Consider the following 13,707-nt stretch of genomic DNA (forward strand, 5'->3'; position numbering starts at 1 on the left):
ACTTAAAGAAGTCCTGCTAATTCATATAATCGTTTGAGCATTGCGGAAATCTTCGTACTATAATCCAAATCTGCTGACCATCGCCCTGATAGCTGATCAATTAATGGCGCAATCCCGCGTGTGACAAAGCGAAACCTGGGATCTACTACTTCTTGTACCAAAGGTTCTAAACTGGCGTAAGCTTTCAAATGTTGGATATGCGCTCTCACTCCAATTCTGGCACTTGCAAAAGATGCAGCCTCCGAACCTCCACCGATCGCACCTAAGCCAGCAAAGTTATTTTGCTCAGGTTTAACATCACCACCAAACCGTAAAAATCCAGTTTCTACACACATTTGGCAAAAGGCAATATCATAGTTTACTCCCTCTATACCTGCTTCTTCCCGATAAAGTTTTGGGATGTCAGGAAACTTGACCAAAGCATTTTCATTATTGTTTTTGAGGAATAATTGTAACTGTACTTCTGAAGTATTACCGTTTGACATCACTCGGTCAAATTGACCAGGGCAAACCGTTAAATTCGAGCGTAAGCTGACAGTAGTAGTTGCAGCATCCCAACTAACTGCAATCTTAAAATCTCGCAGTTCGATCGCTTTGACATAAACTACTTTGTGATAGGTAATTCGATTGACATTAGTTACTTTTGAAAGGTCAATCCGTAGAAGGTCTACTAAATCAATGGGGATGTAAGCATTACCATTAACTAAAACCCCTTGCTCTGAGTAACTTTGCCCATTAATATTAATATTAATTGGCGGATAATTTGGTTCTGCCGTAGTTCCAGGAGTGGGGTCAATCACACGACTCAAAGTTACCAGTCCATCGACAATTCCCAAAGCAAAATCGCGGCGACGAGTTTGCAGCAAAGCCCGATCTTCTGGATTGCTGAGAAACCCCACTTGGATCACCAAAGCCGGAAGCGTTGTCTGGCGACAGAATGCTAAACTACCTAATCCACTATCTGTATCTGGCTTGACTCCCCGATTCGGTAATTGGGGTACGCGGCGCAACAACCCCACTAGCAACTGTTGAGCATTACTCTTGCGATCGCTATTATTAGCAATGTAGAAGACGCTAGCCCCACGCACAGAAGGGCTGTTAGCCGCATTAGATTCAATTTCTAGGGCGATATCACCCCGGCGGCCGCGGGAATTGATCCAGGCGATAGTTTGGGCGGCACTCAAGTCATCAGGAACCGCCAAAATTTCCAAATTCCGCGCCCTCAGTTCCGTGACAATCAAATCCCGCAGCAAAATCATTTCTTTAGCTTCACTTGTACCACCTGCGATCGCACCGGAATCAATTCCTCCCGCTTCTTTGCCTCCATGAGCTGCTGATATAAAAATACGTCCCATTTTCAGTATTTCCTCTGATAAAATTAAGTCTCAGCAATTCTATACATTATTCTTGGTCTAACAACAAGAATATAATAGCGATCAGAAGTCTTTTGTCATTTGTCCTTTGGTATTTCTCCAAAGTTCATGACCAATGACCAATGACCAATACTTCGACTACCCTCAGTACAAGTGACTAATGACAAAGCCATGCAAATCCCCCGCTTGCACCCAGACACAATTGAGGAAGTTAAACTACGGGCTGACATTGTAGATGTCGTCTCGGAATACGTAGTTTTACGCAAACGTGGAAAGGATTTTGTCGGTTTGTGTCCCTTCCATGATGAAAAATCTCCTAGCTTCACAGTCAGTCAGACCAAGCAAATGTACTATTGCTTCGGCTGTCAAGCTGCGGGAAATGCCATTAAGTTTGTGATGGAGTTGGGAAAGCGTTCTTTTCCTGACGTGGTGCTAGATTTAGCACGGCGTTATCAAGTACCTGTACAAACTCTCGAACCCGAACAACGCCAAGAATTACAGCGTCAACTATCTTTGCGTGAGCAGTTGTATGAAGTTCTCGCTTCGTCAGCACAGTTTTATCAACACGCCCTCAGACAATCCCCAGGGCAAAAGGCACTTCAATATTTGCAATCTAACCGGAAACTCAAAGAAGAAACTATACAGCAATTTGGTTTAGGTTATGCCCCCGCAGGGTGGGAAACTCTCCATCGCTATCTAGTGGAAGATAAACATTACCCAGCGCAAATACTGGAAAAAGCGGGATTGATTAAGCCACGCAAGGAAGGGGGCGGTTATTATGATGTATTCCGCGATCGCTTAATGATTCCCATCCGTGATGTCCAAGGGCGCGTCATTGCCTTTGGTGGTAGAACCCTGACTGATGAGCAGCCTAAATATTTGAATTCACCAGAAACCGAGCTTTTTAGTAAAGGTAAAACATTATTTGCCCTCGATCAAGCTAAAGCTGGGATTTCTCAAGTCGATCAAGCGGTGGTGGTAGAGGGATATTTTGATGCGATCGCTCTCCACGCTGCTGGTATTAATAACGCCGTCGCCTCTCTCGGTACTGCCTTAAGCTTAGAACAAGTGCGGCTAATATTACGCTACACCGAATCGAAACAATTAGTACTCAACTTTGATGCTGATAAAGCCGGAACCAATGCCGCCGAACGTGCGATCGGTGAAATTGCCGAACTAGCATACAAGGGCGAAGTTCAATTAAAGATTCTCAATTTACCCGATGGTAAAGATGCTGATGAATATTTGTATAACCACACTCCAGAAGATTATGGAGAACTGCTAAAAAATGCGCCACTTTGGTTAAATTGGCAGATTCAGCAAATTATTCAAGACCGTGACTTAAGACAGGCTACTGATTTTCAGCAAGTAACTCAGCAATTAGTCAAGTTACTTAAAAATATAGCGAACAGCGATACACTAAATTATTACGTTTCTTATTGTGCAGAAATACTCAGCTTGGGAGATACCAGACTTATACCCCTACGAGTCGAAAATCTGTTAACTCAAATTGCTCCGGTTGCGGCTACATACTTTAAGCCCGTGTCAGCGAAGAAAGCATGGGGAGGTGGCAAAGTTTCGGACTCCCCACTCCCCACAGAACGCAGCCTTTTAGGACATGCAGAGGCGTTATTACTACGAATTTACTTGCATTGTCCTGAACAGCGTCAAGCGATTATTGAGGAACTAGAGGAGCGAGATTTGCAATTTAGCCTTTCCCACCACCGATTTTTATGGCAACAGATTTTAGATACGGCAGTGGAACAGGTAGATTTAATTTCAAATCTGGAAAATATATATTTAGAATTATCAGAAGACTTGGGATTAGTGTCGCATCTATTTCATCTGAACGAGAAATGGAAGATAGAAATACCTCGGACTCCGCAAGTGGTTCAAGCTGCGATCGCTTGCATGGATTTGGTAATGCTTGAAAAACGCTATCGCCACTTTTTGGAATTATGGCAACAAACTGATCCCGAAGTTGAACCAGAACGCTATCAATCTTATTATCAGGCTTTCTACGCCGAAAAAATCAAGCTTCAGAAAATAGACCGACAACGGTTATTTTCCATCACAGAATTGATGTAGTGTCGGACTCACGCCCAACCTAACTCTTGATATGTCGCAGAGGTATCCCGGCATGACTCATTGCCGTCAAGCACGTCCACTTAAAAGTCACCATAATGTTGTACAAGCGGCATTTTATGGTATTTTGCTGATTTGTTTTTATAGGAGATTTTATATATTATGGTCGATAGTAAGGATATTCCCGAAGTCCCTTTACGCCTTCTTGTCTGGATGGGGAACTCTCGCAAGAATATCCGTGAATTTCCTTTAGAAGTACAAAAAGCAGTAGGCTATGCCCTGCAATTAGTGCAGGCAGGGGAAACACCGCTAGATGCCAAGCCTTTTAAAGGGGTAGGAAGCAGCGTGTATGAAATCGTCAAATGTTACAATACCGACACTTACAAGGCGGTTTACGCAGTCAATATTGGGGAAAAAATTTATGTCTTGCACGCTTTTAAGAAGAAATCAAAGAAAGATATCAAAAGCCCACAGACTGATGTTGACCTGATTAAATAACGCTTTGACACTCCCCTTATCTATTGACACGGGGATTCTTGATTCATCGACTCGCCGTTAGACAACAGGTTTGCACCAATTGCCCAAGCGTAAGTTCCCGTGTGCCCCACGGTACTGAGTCCTAATTTGAGGATGTTGTTGGCGGCGTTTACGTCCCTGTCTGCCACGTATCCACAATCTGGACAAACGTGAGTTCTCGTAGACAAGGATTTTTGAACTTTCTTGCCACAGTTAGAACAGTCTTGGGATGTGTTATGAGCAGGGACAGCAACTATCCCCCTCAGAGAATACATTCGGTTTTACGCATCACGTCTCATAAAGTCAAGTTCAAGAGCAGGTTGAAAGTGATTTAAACCTCTTGGTAATCTCTAAGAACGAAGATCAGCGATCGCGTTTAGCAGAACGGCGCGATCTGGACGAACCAGCACGAGGCTGATCGCCATTCGTGACAGGTGGTGCTGCCTTACGTTTAGTTGATGTCTGTGGTGAGGGAGTAGAGCCTGGACGCTTCTTGTCACCTGCGGGTTTGGGTCTTTGTTGGCGCCCATTTGGGATTGGTACTGGCTCAATGTCGGGGTTGGGGCTAAAGCCAGCGACCACTTCCTTCGGCAAGCGCTGCTCGATCAGTTTTTCAATATCTGTTAATAGATGCTGTTCATCGACGCACACCAGCGATACAGCTTCACCTGAGGCGCCAGCGCGACCAGTGCGACCAATGCGATGAACATAATCCTCCGGTACATTGGGCAGATCGAAATTGACTACATGCGGCAATTCGCTGATGTCAAGACCCCTAGCAGCAATGTCCGTCGCCACCAGTACCTGTAAGCTGCCATTCTTGAACTTTGCCAGAGCGTTGGTACGCGCTGGCTGGCTCTTATTACCGTGGATTGCCAGTGCTTGAATCCGGTCTTCGCCCAACTGCTTAACCAATCGGTCAGCACCATACTTAGTGCGAGTGAACACTAGCACTTGATACCAACTATCTCGCCGAATTAGGTGAGCAAGTAACTGGCGTTTCTTGTCACGGTCTACCTGGTAAACTTTCTGGGCGATCGTGTCGGCAGTAATGTTGCGGCGTGCTACCTCAATCATCGTCGGGTGATTCAGCAGTCCGGCGGCGAGTGCCTTAATTTTGTCAGAGAAAGTCGCAAAGAATAGCAAGTTTTGTCGCTGTTTGGGCAGAAGCGACAGAATGCGGCGAATATCATTAATAAAGCCCATGTCCAGCATCCGATCTGCTTCATCCAGCACCAAAACCTCAATCTGCGACAGGTTCACTGTACCCTGGTGTACGTGGTCTAGCAGTCGCCCTGGAGTAGCGACCAAGATATCCACTCGGCCTTTCAAACGCTGTTTTTGCAGATGAATACTGACTCCGCCAAATATCACTATCGAGTTGAGCTTCAAGTACTTGCCGTACTCGCGCACGCTTTCTTCCACTTGGGCAGCGAGTTCACGAGTCGGAGTGAGAATCAGCGCCCGGATCGGCGGGTATCCATTAGAAGTACCTTTGCTCTTGTCGGACGACAACCGATGCAGCAATGGCAAGGTAAAACTAGCGGTCTTTCCAGTGCCAGTTTGTGCCCCAGCGAGTAAATCCTTACCCGACAAGACGGCAGGAATCGCCTGCACCTGAATTGGCGTAGGTTCGGTATACCCTCGCTCGGTAACGGCACGGATAATTTCATTGGACAAGCCGAGAGTAGAAAAAGACATAAAACTCCAAAAATAATATCGGCCTGTCGCCAATCACGGCGTCAGTCTTAGGCGAACGGATAAAAAATCATTGAAAGGCTGGATGGGCAGTAGCGCCAAGACTGAGAGCGTGTGCCGCAGTTCTGCATTCTAACAGATTGCAGTCCATTGTGTCGTTAAAGTTGCTCTGATTCAGTGTTGTGTTAAATTAGCAATAGCATTACTTGCTTGCAAAGTAAAGTGTTGAAGAATTAGGAGAAATTCATTATCGCAATCCAAAAGCAACTGATTAATTCGCAAATCAAGTCACCTCATGTGTTCTTGATTGACCATGAGAATAACAATCGTGGTCTGATCGACACCAATGAGGCGCTACAGCTAGCCGAAAGCTTAGAGCTTGACTTAGTTGTAGTCTCCGAAGGCAAAGACGCTCCAATTGCCAAGATTCTTAACTATGGCAAGCTTCAGTATCAAAAGAAAAAACGTCAGAGCCAGAGTGCTAGACCCACGGTAAAAGAAGTTCGGTTCGGTTTAAACGTGGGTGTGGCTGATTACAATTTACGTATTGAAAAAGCAGTTCAGTGGTTGAGTAAAGGCGATTCGGTAAAGTTTGCCATTCGTTTACGAGGCCGAGAACATCAATATCGTGATCAAGCAGGAGAACTGCTAGACCGAATTGCAAATGATCTCAGTCAAGTAGGTAAAATCCAGTCGCTGGATAAACGCTCACTAATTGTTCAAGTTATTCCTGCCTAGTTAATCTAGCGATTGCAGGAGGATGTATTTGACCAAATAATTACTAATTCGTAATGACGCTCTCTACGAGACGCTAAAAGCGAACGTGGACTCGCTACCGCTACGAAGACAGTAATTCGTAATTAAAGACGCTGTACAGCAGCCCACACTAAATAAAAAATTTTGTGGTCAACAAGACAGTGGAGAGTAGTGAGCTACCACTGATGGCGGAGCGGTAGCAAGTCCGCGAGCGTCTTGTAATTATGAATTATTAATTATCAATTATCAATTATTTTGACCTTCCGACTGAACAAGCGCCAAGCGCCGATATATAACCAATTAATCGGCGCAATTAGTGATTAGGTGTATCAAAGCATCAATCAGGCGATCGCTTTCCATTGGAATAATATCCTTCCCGTGCATTACATTTTGAGTAATATGAAAATACACCAATGTACCTAAGAGAATCCTCGCTGTTGCCTCTGGGTCAGGTATATTTAGTTCAGGAGCCGCCAAGTAGTGAGTGAGAGTTTCTGCTACTGGCTTAATCATCGCCCGAATACAAATTTGAGCTAACTCAGGAAAACGCCCAGATTCCCCTATTAGTACTCGCATAAATGCACTATGTTCTTTGTCGTTAAGCATCTGATCTAATGCTTTGGTTGCTACCTGGTGCAGTATGACGTCTGGTTCTCCCTCAATCGGTTCTGTGCCAAAAATAGAGTTGTTCTTTTTGCTTGTCAGTTGCTCTAACAGTACTTTAAAAAGTCCTTCTTTATCTTGAAAGTGGCTGTAGACTGTCGCTTTAGAAACACCTGCTGCTACCGCTACCCGATCCATGCTTGTACCAGCATAGCCATGTTGGAGGAACTCTTGCATTGCCCCTTGCAGAATTTGTTCGACTTTATCAATGGAATTGTCTCGATCCACTTCGCCAGCTTTGATGCGTACCATTTATTAATCATCCTTTCTTATAAACAATATTAATAGGTGCTGCAAAATGCCCCAGTACAAAATGGCGAAAATAAACATACCCTTCGATAAAGCTCAAAAGCCTCTATTGTCAGCTTTCCTCTGTTCTACTTTCTTGTAGTAGACAATTAATCCCAACTGTAAATAACATTCATCTGCATAATGCCGAGCATAATTGATTGACAAGTTTATAAGACTTACGCATAAGAGATCCCCCAACCGCAATAAATTGCGGGTTTTTTAGATCCCTTCCAATTTATCAAGGAGCCAGCGCAAGAACAGGGGTCTCCCCAAGTGGAGCGACTGGCGTGGGTTAGGGGGATCGAGGTTTCAGGTTTTGAGTGCGTAAGTCCTAGTTTAGTTGTATTATGTTGACTAAACTAGTCCGTTTAGTTTAGCATAAATTGAACTGGACAGTTTAGTACAAGTTGCTACTGGTGGTAAGGGGAAAATAGTATGGAGCAAAACAGGAATTCAGAGGGTTTAAGGTCTTCTCAGAATCTTTTGCGATCGCCTCTTCTACTTACAATAATTGCATCTTTTGCCATAGGTGGGTTCAGTGTTTATACAGTAATGAAGCTTCAGGGTACAGGTAATGAAAAGCAAAAAGCACCAGTAGCAGTTCAGCCTGTGGTAAAAACAGTAACAGCATTAGGCCGGTTGGAACCAAAGGGAGAGGTAATAAAACTGTCAGCGCCTTCTTCAAATGGTGAAGGAAATCGGGTGGAGCAACTATTGGTGAAAGAAGGCGATCGCGTCAAAGCTGGGCAGGTAGTTGCGATTATGGACAACCGCGATCGCCTACAAGCTACTTTAGGTGAAGCACAAAAACAAGTTGAAGTTGCCAAATCCCGCCTTAATCAGGTAAAAGCTGGAGCCAAACAGGGAGAAATTGGAGCGCGTCAAGCTACGGTGAATCGTGTACAAGTAGAACTACAAGGAAACATTAAAACTCAGCAAGCCACAATTAATCGTCTAGAAGCAGAACTGCAAGGGCAACAACGGAGCTTGCAAGCAACAGTCGCTCGCGTAGCAGCCGAGAAAAGTAATGCCCAAGCTGACGTGCAGCGCTACGAGACTTTATACAAAGCAGGAGCAATTTCTAGCCAGGAAGTTGATAAAAGACGCCTAAGCGCCGAAACTTCTACTCAAGCCTTAATTGAAAGCCAAGCCACCCAGACAAGAACTGTAGCGACCCTACAACAACAGCTTAACGAAGCAAAAGCCAACCAGGATCAAACCCTTGCCAGCTTGCAACAGCAGATTAACGAAGCAAAAGCTAACTTGAATCAAACCACTGAAGTTCGTCCCACAGATATAGCAAATGCACAGGCAGAGATAAACAGTGCTCAAGCCACTGTAGACAAAATTAGAGCAGAACTGGCAGAGGCATACGTTGTGGCTCCTAAAGCCGGTCGAATTTTGGAGATTAATACACGAGCCGGAGAAACTGTTGGCAATGAAGGAATTGTGGCTTTAGGTCAAACCGACCAGATGTATGCAGTAGTAGAAGTTTACCAAAGTGATATCCAGAGAGTGCGTCCGGGACAACCGGTGTTGGTAAGCAGTGATTCCCTCCGCAATCAATTAGGGGGAAGAGTCGATTGGATTGGTATGCAGGTAAAGCGGCAAAATCTGATCAATGCTGACCCCTCTAGCAATATTGATGCCAGAGTAGTGGAAGTGCATGTGCAACTAAATAAACTATCCAGCCAAAATGCTTCTAACTTAACTAATTTACAAGTCAAGGCGGTAATTGAACTGTGATTGGATTTATCCAGCAACTGCGGCGGCGAACGCCTTTAGGATGGCTGCAACTGAGTCATGAAAAAGGTCGTCTTTTGGTGGCATTGTCAGGTATTGCCTTTGCCGATGTTTTGATGTTCATGCAGCTAGGGTTTCAGAATGCCCTGTTTGAAAGTAACACAATGCTGCATCGCAGTATGCAGGCTGATATGTTTGTCATCAGCCCCCAAGCACGTAACCTAGCATATATGTCTAGCTTTACGCGGCGGCGGCTGTATCAAGCAATGGATGTACCAGGTGTAAAGTCGGCAGAAGGAATGTATGTCAACATTGTTGATTGGAAAAATCCCCAAACACATCAGAAAACAACAATATTAGTTATGGGGTTCAATCCCGATCGGCAAGTGTTGAACTTAGCGGATGTGAATCGCCAGATAGATGCTATTAAGCTACCAGATACTGTTCTGTTCGATCGCGCCTCTAGAGGAGATTATAACGAAGCGATCGCCAAAATTGACCAAGGTAAACCTGTTACAACCGAAATAGAACGGCGGACAATTACTGTTGGCGGCTTATTTTCAGTCGGGGCTTCCTTCATAGCCGATGGTACTTTAATCACCAGCGACCAGAACTTTCTGCGACTATTTCCCAGACAAGAAGCAAGCAGTGTCAGTCTCGGTTTGGTGCAGCTGCAACCAGGCTATGACCCAAAACAGATGAAAACAGCTTTAAAATCTCATTTAGATGATGATGTTAAAGTTTTAACCAAAGCAGAATTTCTCGAATTTGAAATAAATTACTGGAAAACAAATACGGCGATCGGGTTTATCTTCAGCCTGGGTGTAGCAATGGGGTTTCTGGTGGGCGTGATTATCGTCTATCAAGTTCTTTCTACAGATGTGAATTCCCACATGAAAGAATACGCCACTTTCAAAGCAATGGGATATAACAATCTCTATTTATTAGGTGTGGTGTTTGAAGAGGCGATAATTTTGGCAGTCTTGGGCTTTATCCCAGGAGCGATCGCACCTTTAGGACTTTATCATTTAACTCGTAATGCCACCAATTTGCCAGTTTACATGACCGTAGCACGGGCCTTGACGGTATTAACACTGACTATGATTATGTGCATAATTTCTGGTGCGATCGCCACCCGTAAATTACAATCTGCCGACCCCGCAGATATGTTTTAGAAAATGGGCATTGGGCATTGGGCATGGGGCATTGGGCATTGGGCATGGGGCATTGGGCATAAAGATAATTACCTAATTCCCCATCTAAAATCCAAAATCTAAAATCTAAAATCTAAAATTGGTATGCCTCCTGTAATCTCTGTAAAAAATCTCGACCACTATTTTGGTCATGGTCAACTCTGCAAGCAAGTTCTCTTTGATATCAACCTGGATATTTACGCCGGCGAAATTATTATTATGACAGGGCCTTCTGGTTCTGGTAAAACTACACTTCTCACCTTAGTCGGTGGCTTGCGTTCTGCCCAATCCGGCAGTTTGCAAATATTGGAACAAGAACTGTGTGGCGCTAAAAAAGGACAACTTACCCAAGCGCGACGCAGTAACGGTTATATTTTCCAAGCGCACAACTTGCACGGTAGCCTGACAGTACTCCAGAACGTCAGAATGGGCTTGGAAGTACATAATAATATTTCGTCGGCAGAAATGAAAACCCGGTCAGCCCAAATGTTAGAGGAGGTAGGATTAGGAGATCGCCTGAATTATTATCCTGATGATTTATCTGGGGGACAAAAACAAAGAGTAGCGATCGCTCGTGCTTTAGTTGGTCGTCCTAAAATTGTCTTAGCAGATGAACCCACCGCCGCCCTTGACAGTAAATCGGGACGAGATGTGGTCAGCTTGATGCAAAAACTAGCTAAAGAACAGGATTGTACGATTCTCTTGGTTACTCATGACAATCGGATTCTCGATATTGCCGATCGCATCGTCTACATGGAAGATGGTAAGTTAATAAATGACCGCGCTGTTGTTGCAGCCAGTTAGGAGATTCAATTGTAAAATAGTCAGCGTATCTTGCTTGATCCAGGCGATCGCTTTATGGCCATTACAAAACGGCGGCTGCCGACATTTTTACAGTTTGGCAAAACTTCCAATCTTTCCCAAAAACTCATGCTCATCGGGTTAGCCATTACCCTATTTTTCATCTTCCTGGCATTCTTCGCTCCCGTATTCCAGGCTTGGGGATGGCTGCAAAACCCTAAAGATTTTCTCTCTAATCCAATTCACGAGCCACCCTCAGCTAAACATTGGTATGGTACTAGTCGCCTGGGTTATGATGTGTTCTCCCGGACATTGTTCGGCGCTCAAGCTGCTTTGCTAGTGGTGATTTTGGCAACATCGCTGAGTATGATTATCGGTGTACCTTTGGGGATGTTGAGTGGTTATCTGGGCGGTAAATTGGATAAAGTGTTGCTGTTTATAATGGATAGCATTTATACTCTACCGGGCCTACTGCTGTCTGTGACGCTGGCGTTTGTGGTGGGGCGGGGGATATTAAATGCAGCGATCGCGATTAGTATTGCTTACATCCCTCAATATTACCGCGTTGTTCGCAACCATACTGTTAGCGTGAAAACTGAAGTATTCATCGAAGCTGCTCAAGCAATGGGCGCTTCTACTTGGGTTGTGCTTTCTCGTTATCTGTTTTTCAACGTCATTCAAAGCGTACCCGTCCTATTTACGCTCAACGCTGCTGATGCGATTTTGGTGTTGGGCGGTTTGGGTTTTTTGGGGCTAGGACTTCCCGAAGAAGTGCCAGAATGGGGACATGATTTAAAACAAGCCTTAGAAGCTCTACCTACTGGCATTTGGTGGACTACGCTTTTCCCTGGTTTAACGATGACATTTATGGTAGTAGGGTTATCACTACTTGGTGAAGGGTTAAATGAATTTGTCAATCCCCGATTACGGAGAGAAAATAGAATCCAAAAGTAGTCAATTGTCAGTGGTTAATCGCAAAAAACCATTTAGAAATCACAAATAACAATAGAGAGATTTGTATGAAAGATAACCTAACGTTAATTGCTGCCGCTACTGGCGGGTTTATCCTTTCCGTTGCTCTTGCTGGCATTTTAAGAGGTGCGCCAATTACAGCTTGGCATGAGCAATCGAGTTTCCGCACCACGAATGTTGCTAATTTACAGAAATCGGAGTTGAAAGCCCCGCGTTTTCTCCCAACGGCAGACGCTGCGCGAACAGATCGGGGATGAAAACGACTCGCACCCAATAATAGGGAATAGGGAATAGGGAATAGGGAATAGCTGTTCACCAATGCCCAATACCCAATGCCCAATGCCCAATACCCAATGCCCAATGCCCAATGCCCAATGCCCAATGCCCAATGCCCAATGCCCAATGCCCAATACCCAATGCCCAATACCCAATACCCAATGCCCAATGACAAATGACAAATGACAAAATTCAAGTAATTGGGATTGATGTGGGGGGAACAGCGATTAAGCTGGGGCGTTTTACAGCGGATGGTACTTGTCTGCAATCTTTGACTGTGGCAGCTCCCCAACCGACAACACCAACGGCTGTGCTGGCGGTGATAATAGATGCGATCGCTCAAATTGATCCAGATAATCAAACTGTTGCTATTGGTGTTGGTACTCCTGGCCCAGCCGATGCAACAGGACGCATTGCTAAAATTGCCATTAACTTACCTGGATGGCGCGATGTGCCTTTAGCAGACTGGCTAGAAACCAAAATTGGTAAGCCGACTGCGATCGCTAACGATGCTAATTGCGCTCTTTTGGGAGAAGCTTGGCTGGGAGCTGGCCGCCACTTTCAAAATCTAATTCTGCTAACTTTAGGAACTGGGGTTGGTGGCGCAATTATCCTCGATGGCAAATTATTTGTTGGACATCAAGGCGCAGCTGGGGAATTGGGTTTAATTTCATTGAACCCTGATGGCCCAATTTGTAATAGCGGCAATCAAGGCTCTTTGGAACAATACGCCTGTGGTACTGCAATTCGCCGCCGCACTCTCAAGGAACCCGCCGAATTGGGTTTTCTTGCCCAACAAGGAGATCAAGGAGCATTGACTTTTTGGCAAGAATATGGTAGGAATTTGGGAATTGGTTTGACGAGTTTGATTTATGTACTCACACCGCAAGCGATCGTCATTGGTGGTGGTATAAGTGGCAGTTTTGAGTTTTTCTTACCAGGTGTGAAGGCAGAAATTGAGAAGCGAGTGCAGCCTTTATCACGGGTGGGTTTAGAAATATTGCCAGCAGAGTTAGGCAATTTTGCTGGGATAGTAGGTGCAGCAAAGTTGGCATGGCAACACTATTCAGGATTTTAGCTAAAACAAAAACAAGCCCCACGCTCCCCTGACGGATGAGACGTGGGGCTTCTTTTTGTGTTGAATGTGGCTTTCAGCTAAGTGGATACTACCGAAAGCTATTCAGAGCAATACTTTTAGGCTACTTGTTATACCATTTCACGAAATGCCTGATACAAATGATTGGTCTCTAATTCTTTCCCCATGCTGCCTATTCATATCAATCTTAGAGGGTGTTTGAAAAGTTTTGAGAAGTCAAATATTATGCCAAACGCCTCAGCAT

13 protein-coding genes and 1 pseudogene are annotated in these 13,707 nt (G+C 44.7%); 10 read left to right on the plus strand and 4 right to left on the minus strand.

All coding sequences use genetic code 11. The features are described 5' to 3' along the window. Nucleotides 1–2: 2 nt before the first annotated feature. Nucleotides 3–1,355, minus strand: coding sequence for an N-acetylmuramoyl-L-alanine amidase (locus PUQ00_RS21355; RefSeq protein WP_300420461.1), 1,353 nt, complete (start codon nt 1,353–1,355; stop codon nt 3–5). A 189-nt stretch (nt 1,356–1,544) separates the two neighbouring features. Between PUQ00_RS21355 and dnaG the strand changes: the two genes are divergently transcribed. Then, the gene (gene dnaG / locus PUQ00_RS21360; protein ID WP_300420483.1) at nt 1,545–3,461 is read left to right on the plus strand and encodes a DNA primase; all 1,917 of its coding nucleotides are present in this window, start codon (nt 1,545–1,547) and stop codon (nt 3,459–3,461) included. A 159-nt stretch (nt 3,462–3,620) separates the two neighbouring features. Further along, nucleotides 3,621–3,956 carry a type II toxin-antitoxin system RelE/ParE family toxin gene (locus PUQ00_RS21365; RefSeq protein ID WP_300420463.1) on the plus strand — a complete coding sequence of 112 codons (336 nt, stop codon included), beginning with the start codon at nt 3,621–3,623 and terminating at the stop codon, nt 3,954–3,956. 20 nt (nt 3,957–3,976) lie between these two features. On the opposite strand, the pseudogene PUQ00_RS21370 reads toward PUQ00_RS21365, so the two are convergent. Then, a pseudogene (locus PUQ00_RS21370) lies at nt 3,977–4,228 on the minus strand (transposase); the annotation flags it as partial. 109 nt (nt 4,229–4,337) lie between these two features. Then, complete coding sequence (locus PUQ00_RS21375) at nt 4,338–5,675, minus strand: DEAD/DEAH box helicase (protein ID WP_300420466.1); 1,338 nt, start codon at nt 5,673–5,675, stop codon at nt 4,338–4,340. A gap of 267 nt (nt 5,676–5,942) precedes the next feature. On the opposite strand from PUQ00_RS21375, the gene infC reads away from it, so the two are divergent. Continuing rightward, complete coding sequence (gene infC / locus PUQ00_RS21380) at nt 5,943–6,410, plus strand: translation initiation factor IF-3 (RefSeq protein ID WP_300420486.1); 468 nt, start codon at nt 5,943–5,945, stop codon at nt 6,408–6,410. Nucleotides 6,411–6,728: 318 nt separating this feature from the next. Here infC and PUQ00_RS21385 read toward each other — a convergent pair whose 3' ends face one another. Next, nucleotides 6,729–7,343 (minus strand): TetR/AcrR family transcriptional regulator, encoded by a 615-nt coding sequence (locus PUQ00_RS21385; protein WP_300420467.1) that lies wholly within the window; start codon nt 7,341–7,343, stop codon nt 6,729–6,731. A gap of 474 nt (nt 7,344–7,817) precedes the next feature. On the opposite strand from PUQ00_RS21385, the gene PUQ00_RS21390 reads away from it, so the two are divergent. The 7 genes from PUQ00_RS21390 to PUQ00_RS21420 all read left to right on the plus strand — a co-directional run bounded on the left by PUQ00_RS21390 (nt 7,818) and on the right by PUQ00_RS21420 (nt 13,445). Then, complete coding sequence (locus PUQ00_RS21390; protein WP_300420470.1) at nt 7,818–9,128, plus strand: HlyD family efflux transporter periplasmic adaptor subunit; 1,311 nt, start codon at nt 7,818–7,820, stop codon at nt 9,126–9,128. Then, nucleotides 9,125–10,300 (plus strand): ABC transporter permease DevC, encoded by a 1,176-nt coding sequence (gene devC, locus PUQ00_RS21395; RefSeq protein ID WP_300420472.1) that lies wholly within the window; start codon nt 9,125–9,127, stop codon nt 10,298–10,300. Before PUQ00_RS21390 ends, devC begins: the two co-directional genes overlap by 4 nt. Nucleotides 10,301–10,423: 123 nt before the next feature. After that, nucleotides 10,424–11,122: a DevA family ABC transporter ATP-binding protein gene (locus PUQ00_RS21400; RefSeq protein WP_300420473.1), complete on the plus strand. Its 699-nt coding sequence runs from the start codon at nt 10,424–10,426 to the stop codon at nt 11,120–11,122. Between the two features lie 54 nt (nt 11,123–11,176). Then, on the plus strand, nt 11,177–12,073 hold the full coding sequence (locus PUQ00_RS21405; protein WP_300420475.1) for an ABC transporter permease: 897 nt from the start codon (nt 11,177–11,179) through the stop codon (nt 12,071–12,073). Between the two features lie 65 nt (nt 12,074–12,138). Next, on the plus strand, nt 12,139–12,348 hold the full coding sequence (locus tag PUQ00_RS21410) for a hypothetical protein (protein ID WP_300420477.1): 210 nt from the start codon (nt 12,139–12,141) through the stop codon (nt 12,346–12,348). A 61-nt stretch (nt 12,349–12,409) separates the two neighbouring features. Then, a complete protein-coding gene (locus tag PUQ00_RS21415) occupies nt 12,410–12,553 on the plus strand; it encodes a hypothetical protein (protein WP_300420480.1) in 144 nt (47 codons plus the stop codon). Further along, nucleotides 12,543–13,445: an ROK family protein gene (locus PUQ00_RS21420; RefSeq protein WP_300420481.1), complete on the plus strand. Its 903-nt coding sequence runs from the start codon at nt 12,543–12,545 to the stop codon at nt 13,443–13,445. The genes PUQ00_RS21415 and PUQ00_RS21420 overlap by 11 nt, the downstream gene beginning before the upstream one ends. The last annotated feature ends 262 nt before the right edge of the window (nt 13,446–13,707 follow it).

Origin of the sequence: Nostoc sp. S13, from assembly GCF_029379315.1 — a bacterium.
Lineage (GTDB): Bacteria > Cyanobacteriota > Cyanobacteriia > Cyanobacteriales > Nostocaceae > Nostoc.